Source organism: Janthinobacterium sp. AD80, assembly GCF_002878455.1.
Taxonomy (GTDB): Bacteria; Pseudomonadota; Gammaproteobacteria; order Burkholderiales; family Burkholderiaceae_D; genus Janthinobacterium.
The window spans coordinates 1-23313 of the sequence record NZ_NRDQ01000112.1; the positions used below are offsets into that span (position 1 = coordinate 1).

Consider the following 23313-nt stretch of genomic DNA (forward strand, 5'->3'; position numbering starts at 1 on the left):
CGATCAGCGCGGATGCTGCATTGCAACGTCACTATTTCTTTGAAAGCTGGATCGTAATGTAGAGCAAAAAATGAAGTTTTGATAGCTTTAGTTTATTTTGTTGTATTTTTTCCAACATGCTAATTGTTGCCTCTGTGACCAACAGGCTACTTGGCGCCGGCGCCTGCCGCCACGCCCGTGCCATGCGGGAGAGACGCTGGAATGGCTGCTGTCCCGGTGCGCCACATTGGTGCGCCAGGGACAAGATAGCGGTTTGGCGGACCTTTTTTCAGCAACGCCGGCATTTTTTTTTCCAACATCGGCGGGCGCTGTGGTGCATTTCCGGCGTGTAATTGGGACGCACTAGGAAAAGGCGTACAAAACACAGGCAGTATCTGGCACGCACCGTGTTGGTGCATATGAATTTGCTAGGCAGTGTAGCAATAATTTTTTTTGGCGCAAACTAAAACGTTGGTATCAGAAAAAGTGTTGTTTCTTGGATGAATCCGTTTTTTAGTATTATTGACAGTGCTGCTTTGAAAATGGTTTGATGGCGTAATGTCATAGTAACGACGCTGGCTCGCTCATAAAGCGATAAACGGTTGGACACACGGCCGATGGCGCGGGAAGAAAGACATTAAACATAATTTTATGTTTACAAGAGCCTGACTAGATCAGTAGGTAGTATTTCAAATCGGAGAACTTATGCATCAACGCACCAAGATTGCCGTAGCAGTGGCATTGGCATTGAATACGATGACCGCTTTTGCTCAGGCGCAAGCTGAAGCTGAAGCACCACAGCGTGTCGAAATTACCGGCTCGCGCATTCGCCAGGTCGATCTCGAGACCGCTCAACCTGTTCTGAAAATGACGGCGCAACAGATCCAGGCGACTGGTCTGGTGACTGTTGGCGATGTCTTGAATCAACTGACTTCGGCCGGTCCTCCAGCGTTCAGCAAAGGATCGACTCTGACGTCGAACCGCGAGCAAGGCGGCCAGTACATCGACATGCGCGGCCTGGGTTCGCAACGTCTGCTGGTGCTGGTTAACGGCAAGCGCTGGACCACCACCGTTGCCGGCTACACCGACATGTCGACGGTACCTACGTCCATGATCGAACGCATTGAAGTGCTGAAAGATGGCGCATCGGCCATCTACGGTTCCGACGCGATTTCCGGCGTGGTCAACATCATTCTGAAAAAATCCATGCAAGGCGCCAACATGAGCGTCTACAAGGGTGAAAACGACAAGGGTGATGGCAAGAACTCGGACTACAGCTTCTCGTATGGCGCTGGCGACGAAAAAGCCAACCTGATGTTTGGCCTGTCGCACACCACTTCGGGTGTCGTATGGTCCAAGGATCGCAAGTCCACCGCCACCACCTACGGTCCTGACCATCCACTCGACGGCCTTGGCGTTGGTCAGTGGGGACGTTACCGTCAAGTCAGCGCTAGCGGCGCTGCGACCGGCGTCAACCAATATCTGAATCACACCGGCACATGGCAAAGCCCGAACGGCGTGGGTTCCGATTCGCGCAATCCGGCCAGCTACCACCCGTATGCGGCAGCACCGGACGATCTGTTCAACACGACCGAGCAAATGATGTTCCAGTCGCCGAATACGCTGACGACGATGTTTACCAAGGGCACGTATGAACTGCCTATGGGCATCCGTTTTGCCAGCACGGCGATGTTCTCGGAGCGTAACGCCACCCGTCAAAACGGCGGCTACCCGCTCAACAGCCTGAGCCAGGCAAAGTATCCTGTCTACCTCGACAAGAACAGCTATTACAACCCGATCGGCGCCTCCGTCACCGGCGGTGCTGGTTCGGACGCGTTCTTCTACCGTCGCATGATTGAAATGCCGCGCGTTACCGAGAGCAAGAACCAGACAGTCCACATCGATGCTTCGCTGGAAGGCGACTTCACGCTGCGCGGCCTGCCATGGGGCTGGAGCGTAGGCTACAACCACAATGCCGTAACCGGCTTGTCGTCGAGCACCGGTAACCTGAACCTGATCAACCTGAAAAAGGCTCTGGGCCCATCGTTCCTGAACGCCAGTGGCGTGGTGCAATGCGGTACGGCAGCCAACCCGATCGGTCTGGCAGAGTGCACACCGTTCAACATCCTGGGCGGCCCATCGGCTTCGACGCCGGAAGCGTTGAAATATATCGCCGCAAACGGCCAGGCCACCTACGGCAGCACGGTCAACAGCGTCACTGCCGATATCACGGGTGAACTGTTCTCGCTGCCAGCGGGTTCGGTTGGCTTTGCCGGCGGCGTGGAGCATCGCGAAGTCCGCGGTTACGACGTTCCCGATCAGTTCGCACAGTCGAATCTGACCACGGACCTGGCAGGTAACGCCACCTTTGGCCGCTACACGGTCAAGGAAGTGTACCTGGAAACGATTATTCCTTTGCTGAAAGACCAACCGTTCGCAAAGCTGCTGACGCTCGATCTGGCTAGCCGCTACTCGGACTACAGCAACTTCGGCACGACGACCAACAGCAAGGCCAGCTTCATGTGGAAACCGGTCAATGACTTGCTGACACGTGGTACCTGGGCTCAAGGTTTCCGCGCTCCATCGCTGAATGATACTTTCGGCGGCGGTTCGCAATCCTTCGACAGCTATCTGGATATTTGCGATAGCAAATACGGCCAGACCTCCAACCCGACGGTTGCGGCAAACTGCGCGAAAGGCGGCGTTCCAAGCGACTACCGTCAGCGCAATGCGACTGGCGCGATGGTGACTGCTGCTGCACAGACCGCAATCCCGTTCAACACGGGTGCGGGTAACAGCAGCCTGAAACCTGAAACGGCGACGACCCGTACCCTGGGTCTGGTGTACAGCCCGTCGTTCGTGCCAGGCTTTACCACTACCCTGGACTGGTTTAACATCCAGATCGAAAATCGCATCACGGCAGTGAGTACGCCTTACACCTTGAGCCAGTGCTACCAGTACGGCGTTCAAGAGTTCTGCAACAACCTGAAACGTGATTCGACAGGCGCCATCATCAGCCTTAATCGTGGCAATACCAATCTGGGTACGATGGAAACCGAAGGCGTCGACATTGGTCTGGCTTACCGTCTGCCACGTACGGCATACGGTCAGTTCACGCTCAATTCGCAATCGACCTGGGTCAAGACTTTCCGTACCAAGAGCTCGGCAACGTCCGATTGGAACGAGTACACCGGCGATTTCGGTACGCCACGTCTGAAGTCGAATCTGACGCTGGATTGGGCTCTGGGCAACTGGAGTGCTTCGTTCACGTCGCGCTTTATCTCCGGCACCAAGGCTGATTGCGCCTTTGGCGACGACATCGAGTGCTCGAACCCGGCTACTGACGTCCGTACCGCGTACAACAAGGTCGGCGCCACTGTGTATAACGACCTGAACGTTTCTTACGCTACGCCTTGGAAAGGCCGCATCATGGTCGGCGCGAATAACGTATTCGACAAGAAGCCAGCGGTCGTGTACAGCGCCAACAGCAACTACGGCGGTGCATCGTCGTCGTCGTCGGTAGATCCTAACCTGCCAATCGACCGTTTCGTCTACGTGCGTTACAACCAGTCGTTCTAATACCACGCTCCGCAAGGAGCCTGGGATGAATGTCTGAAACAACCCGCCAGGTTCGCCTGGCGGGTTTTTTTTATGTGCAGGGAGTATCGACTGGCGCAACTGCCGGAAGAGCGCGGAGGTGCCGGGTGGCATCCATCCGGCGCGGCGGATGGGATGCGGGCGGCCTTGCGGCAAGCTGGCTTGCGCCTACATGCCGCCCCATAACGCGCCCAAGGTGGCCAGCGCCGTCAGGCCCGCCGTTTCCGTGCGCAGGATGCGCGGCCCCATGGACAGGCCGATGGCGCCGGCGGCCAGGGCTGCCTTTTCTTCCGCGTCGGAAAAGCCGCCTTCCGGCCCCACCATCAGGGTCACGGCTTGCGGCGGCTGGTGGCGCGCCCAGTCGGCCAGCGATTGCTGCGCGCGCGGCGTCAGGATGATGCGCTTGTGTAAATCCTGCTGTTTGCTCCAGCTGTTGAATTCTTGCAGTGGCGCCAGTTGCGCCAGACGGTTGCGTCCGCTTTGTTCCGAGGCCGAGACGATGATGCCTTGCCAGTGCGCCAGTTTCTTTTCAGCCCGCTCGGCGGACAGGCGCACGACGCAGCGCTGCGCCGCCAGCGGCACGATGCCTGCCGCGCCCAGTTCGATGGCTTTTTCGATGATCCAGTCCATCTTCGACGCTTCCGGCAATGCCTGCGCCAGGGTCACGGCGTAGGGCAGTTCCGCTTCGCGTGCCACGTGCGCCTGCACCTCGGCCGTCACGCTGCGCTTGGCGACCGTCACCAGGCACGCCTGCACTTCGCCGCCTTCGCCATTGAACAGGGTGATCAGCTCGCCCGGCGCCAGGCGCACCACGGCGATATGGTGGGCGACGGCTTCAGGCAGGTCGATGGTGGTGCCGGCGACGAGCGGCTGGGGGCAGTAAAAACGCGGCATGCAAATCCTCAACGGGGATGAAAATAGGGTGAAATGACAGTAAAGTATAGCGAGTTGGCCCGCCAGTACGCCGCAATTCTAATTTGCAGCCCCCTAGTCTGGTAAAATAGTTGACTACATAAAGCAGCCGGCCTGGGTTCTTTCTTGTCCGTGCTGTTGCAAACGAATCCCAAACTCGCGACTGACCCACACCATCATGACAACTACGCTCCCGACTACCAAAATGGCCAATGCGATCCGCGCACTGGCAATGGACGCTGTACAAAAGGCCAATTCCGGCCATCCTGGCATGCCGATGGGCATGGCCGAGATCGCAGTTGCCCTGTGGAGCGGTCACTATCGCCACAATCCCGCGAATCCGAAATGGCAGAACCGCGACCGTTTCCTGTTGTCGAACGGCCATGGCTCGATGCTGCACTACGCGCTGCTGCACCTGACGGGCTACGACCTGTCGATGGATGACATCAAGGCTTTCCGCCAGATGCATTCGAAAACTCCGGGCCACCCGGAAGTCGATATCACGCCAGGCATTGAAACGACTACCGGCCCCCTGGGCCAGGGTATCGCCAACGCCGTCGGCATGGCCCTGTCGGAGCAATTGCTGGCCGCTGAATTCAACAAGCCTGGCCACGACATCGTCAATCACCACACCTATGCTTTCGTCGGCGACGGTTGCCTGATGGAAGGCATTTCGCACGAAGTGTGCGCACTGGCCGGCACCCTGGGCTTGAACAAGCTGATCGCCCTGTACGACGACAACGGCATTTCCATCGATGGCAAGGTCGAAGGCTGGTTCACGGACGACACCCCGGCACGCTTCGAAGCGTACGGCTGGAACGTCATCCGCGCCGTCGACGGCCATGATGTTGCCGCCGTGGCCGCCGCCATCGCTGCCGCCAAGACTGCATCGAAGCCAACCCTGATCTGCTGCAAGACCATCATCGGCAAGGGTTCGCCGAACCTGCAAGGCGGCGACAAGGTCCACGGCGCCGCGCTGGGAGACAAGGAAATCGCCGCCGTGCGCGAATACATCGGCTGGGATGCCGCGCCATTCGAGATGCCGGCCGACGTGTATGCGGCCTGGGATGCGAAAGAGCAGGGCGCCCTGCTGGAAAAAGACTGGAACGAGCGTTTCGCCGCCTACGGCAAGGAATTCCCGCAGCAAGCCGCTGAACTGTCGCGCCGCATGCAGGGCGACTTGCCACAGGCATTCGAAGCGGCCCTGAGCGCCGCCATCGCGTCCTGCGTCGAGAAGAAAGAAAACATCGCCACCCGCAAGGCCAGCCAGAACGCCATCCAGGCACTGGCGTCGTCCTTGCCGGAATTCCTCGGCGGCTCGGCCGACCTGACCGGTTCGAACCTGACCAACTGGAAAGAGTGCGTGGCCGTGCGTTCGGGCCAGCCTGGCAATCACATCAACTACGGCGTGCGCGAATTCGGCATGAGCGCCATCATGAACGGCATCACCCTGCACGGCGGCTACATCCCGTTCGGCGCCACGTTCCTGACGTTCTCCGACTACAGCCGCAACGCGCTGCGCATGGCTGCCCTGATGAAACTGCGTTCGATCTTCGTGTTTACCCACGATTCGATCGGCCTGGGCGAAGACGGCCCGACGCACCAATCGGTCGAGCACGTCTCGTCGATGCGTTTGATCCCGAACCTGGACAACTGGCGTCCGTGCGACACCGTCGAGTCGGCAGCTGCCTGGGGCGCCGCCGTGCGCCGCAAGGATGGTCCGTCGACCCTGATCTTCTCGCGCCAGAACCTGCCGTATCAGGAGCGTAGCGCCGAACAGATCGAGAACATCTACCGCGGCGGCTATGTGCTGAACGACGTGGCCGATGCCAAGGCGATCCTGATCGCCACCGGTTCCGAAGTGGAACTGGCCGTCGCCGCCGCCAGCGCGCTGGCATCGGATGGCATTAACGTGCGCGTCGTGTCGATGCCGTCGACCGACGTGTATGACCGCCAGGACGCCGCCTACAAGGCCAGCGTGCTGACGAAAGGCGTGCCGCGCGTGGCCATCGAAGCGGGCGTGACCAGCTTCTGGTACAAATACGTGGGCCTGGAAGGCGCCGTGGTGGGTATCGACACCTTCGGCGAATCGGCTCCTGCTGGCGTGCTGTTCAAGCACTTCGGCTTCACGGTCGAGAACGTCGTGGCCAAGGTCAAGGCTGTTATCGCCGGCTAATCGTTTCCGCCGCCAGCGCCCCGCAGATGGGCGCGGCGGCGAGCAGATTTTTTTAATGTGCTAAGTACTTTCTATTCAATCAGGAGCAGAGTATGACGATCAAAGTTGCAATCAATGGCTACGGCCGCATCGGCCGTAATGTATTGCGCGCTTTCTATGAAGGCGGCAAGAAACAGGATATCCAGATCGTTGCCATCAACGACCTGGGCGATGCCAAATCGAACGCCCACCTGACCCGCTACGACACCGCGCACGGCAAGTTCCCCGGCACGGTTACCGTCGAGGGCGACAACATGATCGTCAATGGCGATCCGATCCGCGTATTCGCGCAGCGCAACCCGGCTGAAATCCCATGGGGTGAGCTGGGCGTGGACGTCGTGCTCGAGTGCACGGGCTTCTTCACCACCAAAGAAAAGGCTTCGGCTCACCTGAAGGGCGGCGCCAAGAAAGTCATCATTTCGGCACCAGGCGGCAAGGACGTGGACGCTACCGTTGTGTTCGGCGTGAACCATTCCGTGCTGAAATCGACCGACACCGTCATCTCGAACGCGTCGTGCACCACCAACTGCCTGGCACCGCTGGTCAAGCCGCTGAACGACGCCATCGGCATCGAAACGGGCCTGATGACCACCGTGCACGCCTACACCAACGACCAGGTGCTGTCCGACGTGATGCATGAAGACCTGCGCCGCGCCCGTTCGGCTACCATGAGCATGATCCCGACCAAGACGGGCGCCGCTGCCGCCGTTGGCCTGGTGCTGCCTGAGCTGAATGGCAAGCTGGACGGCTTCGCCATCCGCGTGCCGACCATCAATGTCTCGCTGGTCGACCTGTCGTTCATCGCCAAGCGCGACACCACGGTGGAAGAAGTCAACGCCCTGATGAAGTCCGCTTCGGAAGGCGCGCTGGAAGGCATCCTGACGTACCAGACCGAACCGCTGGTATCGATCGACTTCAACCACAACCCGGCCTCGTCGAACTTCGATTCGACCCTGACCAAAGTGTCGGGCCGCCTGGTCAAAGTATCGTCGTGGTATGACAACGAGTGGGGTTTCTCGAACCGCATGCTCGATACCACCGTTGCACTGATGTCCGCCAAGTAACTCTGGCCGCCATGTAAAAAACGCCCGCAAGGGCGTTTTTTTTCGTCTGTTGCGCTTACTCCTTGGGTTCGCACTGATTGCGCCACTGTTCACATGATGCCTCGACGCCCTGATAGCACATGTTGAGGATGTAATCGCAGTTTTCCGAAGGCACCCAGGAGCGCACGGCGGCGGTGCTGGAGAACGAAGCGGCGATGCCGACACTGGCGGCAAAGACAAACAGGGCTTTTTTAATGGAAATCATTTTCTCGCTTTCAGAATTGGACAACGGTAGGGTGTCGAATCAAAAGGCCGCCACGGCAGGCGTGATGAGCTTGCCGGGCGCAGAAAAATATTAGCATTAAAACCAATAAATTATTGCTATAAAGAAAAATATTTCTGCTAACGCAAGGTGCTGAGGTACAGGCGGCGCCGGTAAAAGCGCCACAGCAGGCGCAGGTCGCGCAGCACGGGCACGCCGGACAGCAGGGTCAGCACGCCGGCCAGCAGGATGGTGGCGGCGGGAAAGCCGATGTGCTTGAAGGCGAGGGCGCCGCTGACGCCGCCGACGAAGAAGCAGGCAATCAGCAGGCTGTGCGTGATGAGCTTGCCCCGGTTGACCCTGACCACGCGGTCGGGCAAGGCACGCCGGTTGTAATAGGCCATCTTGCCCAGTTCGATGCCGATATCGGTGGACAGGCCCGTCACGTGCGTGGTGCGGATGACGGCGCCCGAGATCTTGGTGATGATGGCGTTCTGCAAGCCCATCACAAAGCACAGCAGCAAGATGGTGACGGGACCGAGCACGTCGGGCATGGCAGCCAGGTAGTTGCCCGTCAGGCCGAACAGCAATAGCAGCGCCGCTTCCAGCAGCAGGCTGGCGGCGAACTGGCTGTGCAGGCGGCGCCGCTTGCCCCAGTTCACCATGATGGCCGTCACGGCTGCGCCGCTGACGAAGGCCAGCCAGGCGCCCAGCGCCGCCAAGGCTACCGTGATATTGCCCAGCGCCAAGTCATCTGCCATGCCCGAGACGATGCCCGTCATGTGCGAGGTATAGCCGCCGATGGCCAGGAAGCCGCCCGCATTCACGGCGCCGGCCACCAGCGCCAGCACGCAGCCCAGCTGCAGGTTGGCGCGCTGGTCGCGCCTGGCGCCGCTCAGGCGCGACAGGTAGTGCAAGGGCATGGATGCGGGTTTCCTTTGGCGTGGCGGTACTTGCCACTATCATACGCTGCGGCGCCGCCACGGGCCATTTTGCCAGTTACTTTCCCCAAGGCTGCCGCTGGCCAGCCCTATTGGATGCGCACCACCTTGGGCGAGCGCGAAGCTCCGTCGATATCGAGGAAGATGGCGCCCAGCATGCCGCGCACCAGCGTGGCTTTCAAGTCCTTGCCGACCACCACGCCATCGCTGCCGTCGACCACTTTCCAGCGCTGCCCGTTGGCCAGGGTAATGGTCTGCCCCGGCTGCCAGCCTTCGAACTTGCCGGGAATATGGCTGCTCAGGCTGGCCAACTGCGGTGCCGCCATGGCATCGACGGCACGTTTTTGCTTGCCTTCCATGCCGAACGCCTGTTTTTGCTGTTCCACCGTCATGGGCGCCGCAGCCGCCACCGCGGCCGGCGCAGCACCGACTGGCATGGCGTCATAGCACGCCAGCCGTGCCGGGCCATCTTTCAAGGTGCGGCAATGCAATGTCGCCGCATCGTCGGCCATGGCAGGACCACATACCGCCAGCAACAGTAATAATTTCTTCATATCCATTCCCTATATTTTCTTCTGCGGAAAAGAAAACGGCGCGCCGTAGCGCGCCGTTGTTGCGAGGATGAGGAGCGCTGGCGCCCCCATCCCGCGCAGGATTACATCGTCACGCGCACGCCGACATAGTAGCGGCGGCCAATCGGGTCATACGTACCCGCGTTGGTGTTGGTGCCGGTGCTGTTGCCGGTCACGCCGCTCAGGATCATCGGTGCGGCCGTGTCGAAGGCATTGTCGATGCCCAGATACAGTTGCACTTGCTTCTTCACGTCGAAGGTGAGCTGGAAGTCCTGGTAGGTGCGCGAGCCAACCTTGATGGCATTGGCTGGCAGGTCGAACTGTGCCAGGTACTGGTCATCCAGCGCCGACGCCCCGATGAAGGTCGTGGTGCTGCTGATGCCGAAGCTGCCCCATTTGTAGGCCAGGTTCAGGTTGGCCTTGTTCTTGGCTGCGCCGATTTCGCCTGCAAACAGATCACGCTCTTCCTTGGTCTTGTCCGCATCTTTCAATGGAATGACGTAACCCTCTTTGACATGCGTATATTGAATCTTGGCGCTCAGGCGGCCTGGGCCAACCATATCCGCCCACGAAGCGGTCAAGTCGACACCTTCGGTGGCCAGGCCGCCGCTGTTCGATACGGCCGAATCAATATACGTCAGGGCGCCGACGTTGTTGTCGCCACTGGTGGCGGCACGGCGCGTGATGAAGCTGCAGAATGCCGGGTTGCCGCCGCCGTAGCATTGGCCCAGCGCATACTGGCGTGGCGTGCTGACGATGGCATCCGAGATCTTGATGTCGAAGTAGTCGGCCGTGAAGGTGAACTTGCTCAGCGCCGGGATCGAACGCGGCGTCAGGACCACGCCGACGGTCGTCGAGCGGCCTTGCTCGGCCTTCAGGTCAGGATTGCCGCGGTTGTAGCCGCTGATACCCTGCAAGTCGGCTTGCGACTGCTTGAACGTGCCATTGGCCTGGATATTCGCCAGGACGTAAGGATTGGCGCGGCAGGCAGCTGCGGTTGCGCCAGGCGTACTGGCCGTGACGCCCAGGCATGGATCGGTCAGGCCGCTCGGGAAGTCCTGGCTCGGTGGCGAGTACAGTTCGTTGATGTTCGGCGCACGGGTCGAGATCGAACGCGTGGCGCGGAACTTCACGTCCGCCGTCGGCGCCCATTCCACGCCCGTGTTCCAGCTGTTGGTGTGGCCGACAGTGGAGTAGTCGCCAACGCGGTAGGCGGCGCGGAAGTCGAGCTGTTTCGCCAGGAACTTGTTTTTCAAGATCGGTACCAGGGTTTCCAGGTAGGCTTCCTTGACACTGAACTTGCCGTACGTCGGCGGCGTAGCATTGCCTGCGTTCAAGCCGGCTTGCGTCAGCGGATCGGGCGTGCTGCTCGATTCTTCCTGGCGCCATTCGACGCCGCCCGACAGGCCGACCTTGCCTGCTGGCAGTTCGAACAATTCGCCGCTAACGTTACCGCCGGCAATTTTTTGCGTGGTCGACGTGATCAGCGAACCAGGTGCCGTGACATATTTCAATGCTTCGGGCGAGATGGTGTTGTAGCCAAAGATATTGATTGGCACGCAACCTTGCAGACGTGCGATGGCATCCGAGCACTGTACGCCGCCATTGCCGTCAGGCGTACCCAGCAAGGCATTGCGGAAGTTTTGCACATTCACCTGGCCGGACGAATTCTGTGCTTCCTTGGTTTTGCCGTAAGACACGAAGGCTTCATAGTTCCAATCCTTGATCGTGCCCTTCAAACCGGTCGCCAGGCGGAAGGTATCGCGTTCCGCCGTGCTGCCGCGCGTACCGACTTCGGACAGGCGGCGCGAGAACGAGTAATCGGGAATGCCGTCGCCATCGTTGTCGGTAATACGGTCATACAGGTATTGCGGCACCAGTGGATTGCGCACCACGACACCGTTGACCAGGGTTCCGGCAGGAACCTGGCCCGTATCCGGGAAAATATCGCCAGCTTGCAGGCCGAACGGTTCGATGCGCGAAGTGACCTTGGTCGACGAATATGTGCCTTCGAAGAAGGCGCTGTGGTTTTCATCGAAGGCGTGGGTGCCGTTGGTGGCAAACAGGAAGCGTTCTGTCGGTACGGCGATGGTGCGGAAGGCATTGCGGTTGAAGCCCGTCGCCGCCAGGGCTGCCGAGCCGTTGGTGCTCCATGGAATGACGTTGCCAGCCTTGTCGTACGTGAATTCGCCGCTGTCATGGAAGAAACGGCCTTGTGGCGAGATACTCGAGTAGAACGGCGCGATAGGCGTGAAGATGTCGGCCGCATCGCCCGTGATGGCTGCCTTCGACTGGTTGTCGACACCGGTGCCATTGCGGTTGCGCGAGTACACGGCGCCTTGCTTGGAATAGCCGAAGTGACCCATGATATTGCTGGCGCCGTCGGCGCTGCTGGTGCCGAAGGTAATGGCCAGTTTTTTCTTCGAGTCGTCGTGGTAGTCGCTCTGGCCCAGCGATGCATCGACCAGCACGCCATTGAAGTTGCGTTTCAAGATGATGTTGACCACACCTGCCACAGCGTCCGAGCCGTAGGCGGCCGATGCGCCACCGGTCAGCAGTTCCACGCGTTCGATGAAGTCGGTCGGAATGGTGTTCATGTCGACCGCGGATTCGCCGGGAATGCCGGAAACGAAGCGGCGGCCGTTGACCAGCACCAGGGTACGCGACGTGCCCAGGTTGCGCAGGTCAACCGTAGCGACGCCGACGCTGGCGGTCTGGAAGTTGGAATTGGTGCGGCTGATGGTCGGGGTACCCAACGTTGGATTTTTCAGCAACAGTTCCTGCAAGTTGGTGGCACCGGATGCGGCGATATCGGCCGACGTCAGGATTTGCAGCGGGGAAGGCGAAACGGCATTCGGCGAAGTCAGACGCGAACCCGTGACTTGTACCTTGGTAACATTTTCCTCTTCGGTCTGAGCAAATGCGGAGTGCATGGTCAGCGCGATACTGCCTGCGCATATGATGCGTACTGAACGCGCTAGAACTGTTTCATTCAACATTGTCGATTCCCTTGTGTTGTAAGTTAATAGTTATGTTTTAAAAAACTTTACGACAATCGACTGTACATAAGCGCTACTTTCAAGTCAATTTAATACTCGCAATCTTTAAAAATAACAACAACTTGCACTTTTATTATCTTTTTGTGCGACTGCACAATTTTGGCGATGTGCAAGCTGAAACTTCACGCTGCTGGGCCTGGCAATGAAATCGGTGCCAATATTTTTCTGGAATAAAATTCCCGGGGCGTGGATTACGCGGCGGCGCTGGCTGCCTGTCTAGACAATATGGCGTGTGGATTGTGAAATCCGCGTATCATTTTCGGCATGGAACTGCTTGATGTTATTTGCTATATTGTCTTTTATGCATCGCGTGAATTTTGCAATGTATTCAAATATGGCGATTAACTGGAGTGAATGAATCAGCCTGGACTTGATTATTTTTCTTATATTATTAAATTGCATTTTTGAAAATTAAAATTCTATTTTGCAATGTCCTCTCATAGAGGCGGGAGCTTCAACGAGGGAACTCTTGCCCTGCATGCTGATACGTGGGGAATAAATGGGAAATGGTGGACGGATTATTGAATGCGGATTCCGGCCTGCATGGATCGGGGCCGTATTGGGCATAGGCGAAACGGCGATTTTTTGACTGCTGCCGCGTATGAATACAATATATGCCGCGCCTGGACGTTTTTTTGGAAAAAACATCCAGGGGGGAATGGGATGTTTTTTCTACCACTGTTATTGGCGATAAGGGGGCGATAAGCGAAACGGCGAAAAAACAGGATGCCGGCTGGTTTGAGACGTGGCATGGCGGCGGCGCCGTGTTGTGCCGAGACCCGACCCGGCACGCAAGGATTGCGTGCCGGGTCGGGTGCCAGGCGTCAGTTCATCCGGTTTTTTTGTGGTAAGTTTGCGACAACAGTCAGACAAAGTCTGCCTGGCAAGCAGGATCAGCCCGCCTCATGGAAGATCGCTTGCCACAGGCGCCGTACATTTTCCGCATGCACGCGCACCCGTTCCGGCTCCACGCGGGCCAGGTCCTGGCCCTGCAGCCGCATCTGGTGCTGGAGCTTGCGCAGCGCGCGGTAGGCGTCGGCGACGAGGGCGGCCAGCTGCGCGTCGATCAGCCCCAGTTCGCCGCACAGGCGCAGCAGGGCGATATTGCCCGCATTCGCCGTCAGCTGCGGATACTGGGCCGCGTGCTGCAGCACCAGGTATTGCACCATGAACTCGATGTCGATCATGCCGCCCGGATCCTGTTTCAAGTCAAAGTTGCCGGGGCGTGGCGGGTGCGCGTCCAGCATTTTCTTGCGCATGGCCACCACTTCGCCCTTGAGCGGGCCGTTTTCCGGGCGCTCCTTGCGCAGGATGGTGTCGCGGATGCGTTCAAAATGCTTGCCGATGGTGGAATCGCCGGCGCAAAAGCGCGCGCGCGTGAGCGCCTGGTGTTCCCACACCCAGGCAGCGCTGCTCTGGTAGCGTTCGAATGCCTGCACGCTGGAGACCAGCATGCCGGAAGCGCCATCGGGACGCAGGGCGATGTCGATATCGAACAAAATGCCGGCCGAGGTGTGCGAGGTCATCCAGGTAATGAAACGCTGCGCCAGCTTGGCGTACAGGCCCGGTGCTTCCTGGTCGTCGTCGTCAAACAGGAAGATGACGTCGAGGTCGGAGACATAGCCCAGTTCCTTGCCGCCCAGCTTGCCGTACGCGATGACGGCGAACTTCGGCACCTCGCGGTGGCGGCCGGGGATGGTTTGCCAGACGGCTTGCACGGTGGCGGCGACGATGATGTCGGCCAGCTGCGACAGGTAGTCGGCCAGCTTTTCCACGCTCAGGTCGCCCGCCAGGTCTTGCGCCAGGCACTGGAACAGCTGCGCATGGTGCATTTCGCGCAGGATATCCATCTGCCGCTCCGTGTCGCCTGGCGCGTCGTCAAGCTGGCGTTGCAGGTCCAGCGCCAGCGCGGCCGGGTCCGGCACCGTGTTGCGGATGCGCTCGTCTAACAGCTCGTCGAGCAGGATCGGGTGCTGCGTGAGGAAAGTGGCGGCCCAGCCGCTGGCGCACACCATGCGCACTACGCGCTCCAGGGTGTGCGGATACTCCGTCAGCAGCGACAGATAGGCGGAGCGGCGCGCGATGGCTTCCAAAAAATCGAGCAGGCGGCCCAGGGTGGCCAGCTGGCTGGCGTTGCCGTTGGAAACGGAGCAATCGGTGATCAGGGGCAGGGCGGAATTGACGAGGGCGACGAGGCGCGTGCGGCTCGCTTCGGGCAAGGATTGCAAACGCGGCGCCTGCCAGGTGGCCAGCAGGCGGCGCGCACAGGCGGCCGGCTCATGGAAACCCAGGGCGGCGAAACGCGCTTCGATGGCTTCCTGCTGGTCCGAGGCGGCGCACTCGTTGGACGTTTGTGGGTCGATGCCCGTGTCGGCTGGCGGCGTGCCGCTGCTCTTGTCGCTGAACATTTCGTCAAATTGTCCTGCGACAAACACGCGGTGCGCTTCCAGCTGCGCCAGCAGGGTGGGGGTGTCGGGCAAACCCATCATCTGCGCCACGCTCAGGCGGTCGGCGTCATTCGCCGGCAGGGTGTGGGTCTGCGCATCGTCCAGGTATTGCAGCCGGTGTTCCAGGTTGCGCAGGAACGTATATGAGCCAAGCAACTGTTCCACGATGGCCGGTTCCAGCAAGCCTTTTTCCGCCACCGTGCGCAGGGTGGCGCGCGTGGAGCGCTCGCGCAGCTCGGCATCGCGCCCGCCGCGTATCAGCTGGAACACTTGCGCCAGGAATTCGATTTCGCGGATGCCGCCGCGTCCCAGCTTGACGTTGTTGCTGCGGTCGGGGTGCAGCCGCTCCTGGCGGTTGACCTCGGCGCGGATCTGGCCATGCATGGTGCGGATGGCATCGATGACGCCGAAATCAAGATAGCGGCGGAAGACGAAGGGACGCACGATGGCGTCGAGCGAGGCGATATCCTCGGCCTTGCCCGTCACGGCGCGCGCCTTGACCCAGGCGTAGCGTTCCCATTCGCGTCCTTGCACGATCAGATACTGTTCCACCATGCTCAGGCTGGCAGCCAGCGGACCGGAGTTGCCGTTCGGGCGCAATGCCATGTCTACACGGAAAGTAAAACCGTCTTGCGTGATCTCGGCCAGGGCGGCGATCAGTTTCTTGCCCATGCGAATGAAAAACTCGTGGTTGGACAGGCTGCGCTGGCCGGGCAAGGCCGCTTGCGTGTCGCCATCTTCCGGGTAAACAAAGATCAGGTCGATATCCGACGAGACATTCAGCTCACCGCCGCCTTGCTTGCCCATCGCCAGCACCATCAATGCCTGCTCCTGCCCCGATTCCTCGCCGACGGGCATGCCGTGCAGGGCCACCATCTCGGCCATGATGGCGTCCACATGCGTGCGGATGGCGAAATCGGCAAAGCCCGTCATGGCCGTGACGACTTCGTTCAAGTTGGCCTGGCCGCCAAGATCGCGCGCGATCAGGCCGCACACCAGTAAATTGCGCAGGCGGCGCATGGCCCGCTCGGCCGGCAGCGGCGGCGTGGCCGCGTTCGCCTGCTGGGCCAGCGCGGCGCCAAAGTCCAGCTGGTCCAGCGGGGTGCGCACCAGTTGCGCCACCTGTTCGGCGCGTTCGGGGGCGGCATTGAGCCAACGCTGGTAGAAACGGGAGGCGGAGATCAAGGGCGTTTGGCTCATGGTTGCGGTATCGTTAGGGGCTGCGTGGATGCTTCGTGCATGGTTCTTGGTTTACTTGGCTGCGAACGGCAGGGGATGCGGTAAAATTGTGCCGCCGGTGATAATGCCGGCAGGTAGTGCGCACTCTCCTGGACGATGGTAAGGGAGGCTTTGCCCGGACGCAAGCGCAAGGATGCGCGCGCGCGCCACGAATGCAGACGATTTTTGCCATTATTTGACGCCAGGCCAGTTTATTAGCTTATTGATGCAAAAACCGCCAGAAGCAAGCGTGACAGAACATGTGCCATTGGCCCTGCGCTGGCAGCGGCTGCGTGCCGCCTATCGCATGGCGAACCTGGCCACCCATCATGTGCTCGGTTTCGCCATCAAAGGCGTGCTGCTGGCGTATTTCGCCTTCGCCGTCCTGTTCCTGTTCCTGCGCTACGCCATCCTGCCGAATATCGATTACTACAAAGGCGATATCGAGCGGGGGGCCAGCCGCGCGCTGGGCAACCCCGTCAGTATTGCGCGTATTTATGCTTCCTGGCATGGCGTGCGGCCGTCGCTGTTCCTCGGTGATGTGACCCTGCGCGACCAGACGGGGCGCCAGGCGCTGAGCCTGCCGAGCGTGTCGGCCACCGTGTCGTGGTGGAGCGTGCTCGGCAGCGTGCGTTTCGATACCCTGGAAATCACGCGGCCCGACCTGGACGTGCGGCGCAGCAAGGATGGCCGCCTGTATGTGGCTGGCGTGCTGGTCGACAGCAAGCAGGGCAGCGATGGCAAAGGCGCCGACTGGCTGCTGTCGCAGCACGATATCGTCATCCGCGACGGCAAGGTGCGCTGGACGGACGAGCAGCGCGGCACGCCGGAGCTGGCCTTGTCCCAGGTGAATGTGCTGCTGCGCAACCGCTGGCGCAGCCACCGCCTGGGTTTGCAGGCGACCCCGCCGGCCAGCCTGGCCGCCCCGATCGATGTGCGCGCTCACTTCACGCATCCGCCTTTCAGCACGCGCATCTCGGATGTGTCGATGTGGAAGGGAGAGCTGTACGCCGACCTGAAAAACGCCGACCTGGCCGCCTGGCGCCGCTATCTTGATTACCCGTTTGAACTGAGCCAGGGCAAGGGCGCCCTGCGTGCCTGGCTGAGCCTGGATCACGCGCGCCTGGCCGGTTTCACGGCCGATGTGGGCCTGACGGATGTGCAGGCGCAACTGGGCCCGCACATCGCTCCGATGGATTTGCTGACGGTGAGCGGACGCATCTCGGCGAAGGAAGACTTGTCGGTGCAAGTGCCGGATGGCAAGCCGACCTTTGGCGCGAACGGGCACCAGGTGCAGCTGACCAATTTCGCTCTGGAAACGCGCGATGGTCTCAGCCTGCCACCCACGACCCTGTCCGAGCGTTACATCGCCGCCACCAGACGCAAGCCGGCGCGCACGGAAATCACGGCCCAGTCCCTCGATCTGCAGACCCTGGCCGCGCTGGCGGACAAGTTGCCGCTGGGCACGCAACAGCGCCAGCGCCTGGATGCCCTGGCGCCACGCGGCCGCTTGCAGGATTTTGTCGCCCAATGGGACGGCGACATGGCCACGCCCGCCAGCTACCGTTTGCGCGGCAAGCTCGTCGGGCTGGGGCTGAATGCGCAGCCGGCGCGCCTGGCCGTGGCGAAGACGGCGAGCACGCCCGCGCAGGCTGCCGCACCGGCCATCCCCGGCTTTGACCACTTGACGGGCAGTATCGACGCCAGCGACCAGGGCGGCACCATCGCCATCGACGCGCAAGACCTGGTGCTGCAGTTTCCTTCCTATCTGAGCGAACCGGCCTTGCCATTCGCCCAATTCGCCATGCAGGCGCGCTGGAAGTTCGAGGCTGACAATATGCTGCAAGTCGAGCTGGACAAGCTGGACTTCGATCAGCAAGGCTTGCGCGTGGCCCTGCACGGTACGCACCGCATGCCGCTCGATGGCAAGAATCTGGGCCAGGTGGATGTGACCGGTACGATCGACAATTTCGAGATCAACACCATCGGCCGCTATTTGCCCGTGCAAACGCCCGAGCATCTGCGCCACTGGCTGACGGGCGCGCTCGAAGGCGGCGTGGCGCACGACGTCAACCTGCGCCTGCGCGGCGAACTCGAGCATTTCCCTTTCAATGCGGCGTCGTCGGCGCAGCGCAACCGCGGCGAATTCCGCGTGGCCGGCAAGCTTGACAATGGCATTCTGAACTACGCGCCCGGCGAATTTGCCGAAAGCGGTACGCTGGCGGGCAAGGCGCCGCTGTGGCCGCAGGCGGAAAAGATCAAGGGCAGTTTCATTTTCGAGCGCGCGCGCATGGAAATCCGGGGCGACACGGCCACTACGGGTGGCGTAGCCCTGACGAACGTGAAAGCCGTGATCCCCGACCTGACCGTGTTCGATACCTTGCTCGATATCGATGGCAACGCGGCCGGCCCGATGCAGGAATTCCTCAAGTACGTGACAGCCAGCCCCGTGCTGGGCTGGATCGAGCATTTCACGGATGAAACCACAGCCACCGGCAACGCCAAGCTGGCATTGAAGCTGCACCTGCCGATCGAACGCCTGATGGAATCGACTGTCCAGGGCAGCCTGCAGCTGGCCGGCAACGACGTGGTGCTGTTCCATGACATGCCGCCCGTGCTGGGCACGCAGGGCAAGATCGAGTTCAACGAGAAGGGCGTCAACCTGAACGGCTTGAACGGCAGTCTGCTGGGCGGGCCGCTGGCCATTTCGGGCGGTACGCAGCCGGACAATTCCATCCAGGTCAAGATTGCCGGCAACATGACCATCGATGGCTTGCGCAAGACCTATCCGGCGCCCGTGCTGCAGCGCCTGGCCAAACATTTGAACGGCGGCGCCCGCTATAACGGCCTGATCACGGCGCGCGACCACCAGGTCATCGTCAATGTGGAGTCGCCGTTGACGGGCCTGGGCCTGGATTTCCCCGCGCCCCTGAAAAAAGCGGCCGGCGACAGCCTGCCCGTGAAATTCACCCTGACGGGCAATGCGGCAAACGGGGCCGGCTTGCGCACGGACGATATCCGCATCGCCCTCGGTTCCGGCATCGCGGCGCGCTACCAGCGCCAGAAGCAGGGCAAGGACGCCTGGCGTCTGGTGCGCGGCGGCATCGGCGTGAACGTGCCGGCGCCGGAACCGGACAGTGGCATGATGCTCAACGTCAACATGAAGACCCTGGACGTGGATAGCTGGATCGCCGCCGGCAGCGAAATCGCCGGCAGTGGCGCGGCCACCAGCGACACCGGCGTCGATGGCGACGCGCCCGATATCGCCCAGTATGTGGTGCCCGACATGATGGCGGCGCGTGCCAGCGAACTGATGCTGGGCGAGCGCAAGCTGGAAAACGTGGTGGTGGGCGCCACGCACCAGAAAGATGTATGGCAGGCCAATATCGATGCGAAGCAGGTGTCCGGTTATGTGACGTGGCTGGAAACGCCGTCCGGCCTGGGCAAGATGACGGCGCGCCTGTCGTCCCTGATCATCCCGGAATCGGCCGCCAACGATGTGAAAAATCTGCTCGAAGGCAAGAGCGGCGCGCAGTCCATCCCTTCGCTCGATATCGTCGCCGAGCAATTCGAGCTGTTCAACAAGAAGATCGGCCGGCTGGAGTTGCAGGCCTATAACACCATGGCGGCCGGCGGGCGCGAGTGGCGCGTGGGCAAGCTGCAATTGTCGAATCCCGATGGCGCCCTGAGCGGCAATGGAAAATGGGTCATCAAGGATGGGCAAAGCACGACCAGCCTGCGTTTCGGCCTCGACATCGTCGATGCGGGCAAGCTGCTGGACCGCTTCGGCTTTGCCGATACCGTGCGTCGCGGCAAGGGCCGCCTGAGCGGCGACATCGCCTGGAATGGCTTGCCGTATTCGCTGGACATTCCCACCTTGTCGGGCCAGATCGAAATGAGTGTGGAGTCGGGCCAGTTCCTCAAGCAGGACCCGGGTGCGGCCAAGCTGCTGGGTGTGCTCAGCCTGCAAGCCTTGCCCCGTTTGCTGAAACTCGATTTCCACGATGTGTTTTCCGAAGGCCTGGCCTTCGACGGCATCACGGCCAACGCCAGCATCAAGCGTGGCGTGGTGACCACCGATAACCTCAAGATGCATGGCGTGGCAGCCACCGTGCTGATGGATGGCACGGCCGACATCGCCAATGAAACGACGAATCTGCACGTAGTGGTGATTCCGGAATTCAATCTGGGTACCGGTCCTCTCGTGTATGCGCTGGCCGTCAACCCCGTCATCGGCCTGGGCAGTTTCCTGGCGCAACTGTTCCTGCGCGCACCCGTGATGAAGGCGCTCACTTACCACATGCAGATCGCCGGCCCGTGGAAATCGCCCGTGGTGACCAAGCTTGATGGTGGTAAATTGGAACCTCTGGCCGTTCCTGCCGCCGCGGCGGCGGAGGCGGTGGCGAAATAGACCGGCGTTTGAATGACAATAGGTGGAAATGATGCATACAGTCGCAGCGATACAAATGGTGTCTTCGCCGTCCGTGGACGACAACCTGGCCACGGCGCGGCGCCTGGTGGCGCAGGCGGCCGCCGGTGGCGCGCTGCTGGTGGTGCTGCCCGAATACTGGGCCATCATGGGCCAGCAGGAAACGGACAAGCTGGCGCACGCGGAGCAGCCCGGCAGCGGCCCGATCCAGGATGGCATGGCGCAGATGGCGCGCCAGCATGGCATCTGGCTGATCGGCGGCACCTTGCCTTTGATTTCCGGCCAGGAAGGAAAAGTGCTGAACACGACCCTGGTGTATGACCCGCAAGGCGAACCGGCCGGCCGCTACGACAAGATCCACCTGTTCGGTTTTACGCGCGGCACCGAATCCTATAATGAATCGCGCACCATCGCGCCCGGCGCGCAGGTGCGTTCGATCGAGACGCCGTTCGGCCGTGTTGGCTTGTCCGTCTGCTATGACCTGCGTTTCCCCGAGCTGTACCGCGCCATGGGCGATTGCGCGCTGATGGTCGTGCCGGCCGCGTTTACCCATACGACGGGCCGCGCCCACTGGGAAGTGCTGCTGCGCGCGCGTGCCATTGAAAACCAGTGCTATGTGCTGGCCTCGGCGCAGGGCGGCTTGCATCCGAACGGCCGCCGTACCTGGGGCCACAGCATGCTGATCGACCCCTGGGGCGAAGTCAAGGCCGTGCTGCCGGAAGGCGAGGGCGTGGTCAGCGGCGAGATCGATCCCCTGTTTCTGGCTGGCGTGCGCGAATCCTTGCCCGCCCTGGCCCACCGCACCATGTGAGCGCCACCTGACATCAGCTGCTGCGCGTCGCGCTGTGAGGTCTGCGACGCTCACCGCCTCGGCGGTCCCGTGCCAAGCACGGCGGCGCCACGGTCAGGTACCGAGATTGCCTTGAATATCATTAGCGAGTGTAAAGTCATGAACCCATTTGAACCCAATCTGTCGAGCCTGGCCGTGGCACGCGAGATCCTGCTGACGCCGTTCGGCCTGGACGAGGACAAGCTGCTGAAAGCCCTGGGCACGATGTTTACCCACAAGGTCGATTATGCCGACCTGTATTTCCAGTCGACCAAGAGCGAAGGCTGGAGCCTGGAAGAGGGCATCGTCAAGACGGGCAGTTTTTCCATTGACCAGGGCGTTGGCGTGCGCGCCGTGTCCGGCGACAGGACGGCCTTTTCTTATTCCGACGAGATTTCCGAGCGGGCCCTGCTGGAAGCGGCGGCCGCCACGCGCACCATCGCGCGCGCCGGCGCGGGCAAGATCAAGATCGCCGGCCACATGCAGCCGCAGGGCGGGCGCTCCCTGTACCTGCCCAACGATCCGCTTGCATCGCTGGACGCCACGGCCAAGGTGCAGCTGCTCGAGCGCGTGGAAAAAATGGCGCGTGCGAAAGACCCGAGAGTCGTGCAAGTGATGGCGGGCCTGGCCGGCGAATATGACGTGGTGCTGGTGCTGCGCAGCGATGGCGTGCTGGCGGCCGATATCCGTCCGCTGGTGCGCGTCTCCGTGACGGTGATTGCGGAACAGAATGGCCGCCGCGAGACGGGTTCAGCCGGTGGCGGCGGACGCTACAGCTATGACTATTTCAGCGATGCCGTACTGGAGCAATACGCGACCGACGCCGTCAATTCGGCGCTGGTGAACCTGGAAGCGCGCCCCGCGCCAGCCGGTCCCATGACCATCGTGCTGGGCCCGGGCTGGCCCGGCATCCTGCTGCACGAAGCGATCGGTCACGGCCTGGAAGGCGATTTCAACCGCAAGGGCTCGTCCGCATTTTCCGGACGCATCGGCGAGCGCGTGGCGGCCAAGGGCGTCACCGTGGTCGACGACGGCACCCTGGCGGGCCGCCGCGGCTCATTGAATATCGATGACGAAGGCAATCCCACGCAGTGCACGACCCTGATAGAAGATGGCATCCTGAAAGGCTATATCCAGGACACCATGAATGCGCGCCTGATGAAGATGCCCGTGACGGGCAATGCGCGCCGCGAGTCGTTCGCCCACCTGCCGATGCCGCGCATGACCAACACGTATATGCTCGGCGGCGACAGGGACCCGGGCGAGATCCTCGCTTCCGTGAAAAACGGCCTGTACGCCGTCAATTTCGGCGGCGGCCAGGTCGATATCACGAACGGCAAGTTCGTCTTCTCGGCCAGCGAAGCGTACATCATTGAAAACGGCAAGCTCAGCTACCCGGTGAAGGGCGCCACCCTGATCGGCAATGGCCCGGACGTGCTCAACCGCGTCTCCATGATCGGCAACGACATGCGCCTGGACTCGGGCGTGGGCGTGTGCGGCAAGGAGGGGCAAAGCGTGCCCGTGGGCGTGGGGCAGCCGACCTTGCGCCTGGACGGCATCACGGTCGGCGGCACGGCCTGATTTTTGCCGGTCGGGCGTAAGGCGGCAGCAACGGCCGAGTCAACAATGCTGTCGGGTTACGCGTGGCCGCGCCACGCTAACCCGACCTGCATTTTATCGGATGCTCCTGCGTAGGTCGGCTTGGCCCGCAGGGCGTAAGCCGACATCACCGAGCCACATTCACCAACGGCCGAGTCAACAATGGTGTCGGGTTACGCGTGGCTGCGTCCCGCTAACCCGACCTGCATTC

At 61.1% G+C, this 23313-nt stretch carries 12 protein-coding genes; 6 read left to right on the plus strand and 6 right to left on the minus strand.

Annotated features, from left to right (window positions below):
* The first annotated feature begins 684 nt into the window (after positions 1-684).
* A complete protein-coding gene (locus JaAD80_RS19895) occupies positions 685-3558 on the plus strand; it encodes a TonB-dependent receptor domain-containing protein (RefSeq protein ID WP_102296582.1) in 2874 nt (957 codons plus the stop codon).
* Positions 3559-3744: 186 nt separating this feature from the next.
* On the opposite strand, the gene JaAD80_RS19900 is transcribed toward JaAD80_RS19895, so the two are convergent.
* On the minus strand, positions 3745-4470 hold the full coding sequence (locus tag JaAD80_RS19900; RefSeq protein WP_102296584.1) for a 16S rRNA (uracil(1498)-N(3))-methyltransferase: 726 nt from the start codon (positions 4468-4470) through the stop codon (positions 3745-3747).
* Between the two features lie 196 nt (positions 4471-4666).
* On the opposite strand from JaAD80_RS19900, the gene tkt reads away from it, so the two are divergent.
* Positions 4667-6664 carry a transketolase gene (gene tkt / locus JaAD80_RS19905; RefSeq protein ID WP_102296586.1) on the plus strand — a complete coding sequence of 666 codons (1998 nt, stop codon included), beginning with the start codon at positions 4667-4669 and terminating at the stop codon, positions 6662-6664.
* A gap of 92 nt (positions 6665-6756) precedes the next feature.
* Complete coding sequence (gene gap / locus JaAD80_RS19910) at positions 6757-7767, plus strand: type I glyceraldehyde-3-phosphate dehydrogenase (protein ID WP_046685413.1); 1011 nt, start codon at positions 6757-6759, stop codon at positions 7765-7767.
* Between the two features lie 55 nt (positions 7768-7822).
* Here the strand turns inward: gap and JaAD80_RS19915 are convergent, their stop codons facing one another.
* The 5 genes from JaAD80_RS19915 to glnE all read right to left on the minus strand — a co-directional run bounded on the left by JaAD80_RS19915 (position 7823) and on the right by glnE (position 16227).
* Positions 7823-8011 (minus strand): hypothetical protein, encoded by a 189-nt coding sequence (locus JaAD80_RS19915; RefSeq protein WP_146012443.1) that lies wholly within the window; start codon positions 8009-8011, stop codon positions 7823-7825.
* A gap of 137 nt (positions 8012-8148) precedes the next feature.
* Positions 8149-8931, minus strand: coding sequence for a YoaK family protein (locus tag JaAD80_RS19920; RefSeq protein ID WP_102296589.1), 783 nt, complete (start codon positions 8929-8931; stop codon positions 8149-8151).
* A gap of 107 nt (positions 8932-9038) precedes the next feature.
* Entirely contained in the window at positions 9039-9503 is a 465-nt protein-coding gene (locus tag JaAD80_RS19925) for a hypothetical protein (RefSeq protein ID WP_258003097.1), read from the minus strand.
* Positions 9504-9604: 101 nt separating this feature from the next.
* Positions 9605-12454: a TonB-dependent receptor domain-containing protein gene (locus tag JaAD80_RS19930; RefSeq protein ID WP_258003098.1), complete on the minus strand. Its 2850-nt coding sequence runs from the start codon at positions 12452-12454 to the stop codon at positions 9605-9607.
* A 1019-nt stretch (positions 12455-13473) separates the two neighbouring features.
* Positions 13474-16227: a bifunctional [glutamate--ammonia ligase]-adenylyl-L-tyrosine phosphorylase/[glutamate--ammonia-ligase] adenylyltransferase gene (gene glnE / locus JaAD80_RS19935; RefSeq protein ID WP_102296594.1), complete on the minus strand. Its 2754-nt coding sequence runs from the start codon at positions 16225-16227 to the stop codon at positions 13474-13476.
* Between the two features lie 268 nt (positions 16228-16495).
* On the opposite strand from glnE, the gene JaAD80_RS19940 reads away from it, so the two are divergent.
* From JaAD80_RS19940 to tldD, 3 genes are all read left to right on the plus strand, one after another.
* Positions 16496-20656: a YhdP family protein gene (locus JaAD80_RS19940; RefSeq protein WP_308410625.1), complete on the plus strand. Its 4161-nt coding sequence runs from the start codon at positions 16496-16498 to the stop codon at positions 20654-20656.
* A 28-nt stretch (positions 20657-20684) separates the two neighbouring features.
* Positions 20685-21485 carry a carbon-nitrogen hydrolase family protein gene (locus tag JaAD80_RS19945; protein WP_102296595.1) on the plus strand — a complete coding sequence of 267 codons (801 nt, stop codon included), beginning with the start codon at positions 20685-20687 and terminating at the stop codon, positions 21483-21485.
* 138 nt (positions 21486-21623) lie between these two features.
* A complete protein-coding gene (tldD, locus tag JaAD80_RS19950) occupies positions 21624-23084 on the plus strand; it encodes a metalloprotease TldD (protein WP_102296597.1) in 1461 nt (486 codons plus the stop codon).
* Positions 23085-23313 lie beyond the last annotated feature (229 nt).

Excerpts from the sequence above, each read along its gene's own strand:
- JaAD80_RS19895 (WP_102296582.1), top strand. The coding sequence starts at position 685 with ATGCATCAACGCACCAAGATTGCCGTAGCAGTGGCATTGGCATTGAAT.
- JaAD80_RS19900 (WP_102296584.1), bottom strand. The coding sequence starts at position 4,470 with ATGCCGCGTTTTTACTGCCCCCAGCCGCTCGTCGCCGGCACCACCATC.
- tkt (WP_102296586.1), top strand. The coding sequence starts at position 4,667 with ATGACAACTACGCTCCCGACTACCAAAATGGCCAATGCGATCCGCGCA.
- gap (WP_046685413.1), top strand. The coding sequence starts at position 6,757 with ATGACGATCAAAGTTGCAATCAATGGCTACGGCCGCATCGGCCGTAAT.
- JaAD80_RS19915 (WP_146012443.1), bottom strand. The coding sequence starts at position 8,011 with ATGATTTCCATTAAAAAAGCCCTGTTTGTCTTTGCCGCCAGTGTCGGC.
- JaAD80_RS19920 (WP_102296589.1), bottom strand. The coding sequence starts at position 8,931 with ATGCCCTTGCACTACCTGTCGCGCCTGAGCGGCGCCAGGCGCGACCAG.
- JaAD80_RS19925 (WP_258003097.1), bottom strand. The coding sequence starts at position 9,503 with ATGAAGAAATTATTACTGTTGCTGGCGGTATGTGGTCCTGCCATGGCC.
- JaAD80_RS19930 (WP_258003098.1), bottom strand. The coding sequence starts at position 12,454 with ATGCACTCCGCATTTGCTCAGACCGAAGAGGAAAATGTTACCAAGGTA.
- glnE (WP_102296594.1), bottom strand. The coding sequence starts at position 16,227 with ATGAGCCAAACGCCCTTGATCTCCGCCTCCCGTTTCTACCAGCGTTGG.
- JaAD80_RS19945 (WP_102296595.1), top strand. The coding sequence starts at position 20,685 with ATGATGCATACAGTCGCAGCGATACAAATGGTGTCTTCGCCGTCCGTG.
- tldD (WP_102296597.1), top strand. The coding sequence starts at position 21,624 with ATGAACCCATTTGAACCCAATCTGTCGAGCCTGGCCGTGGCACGCGAG.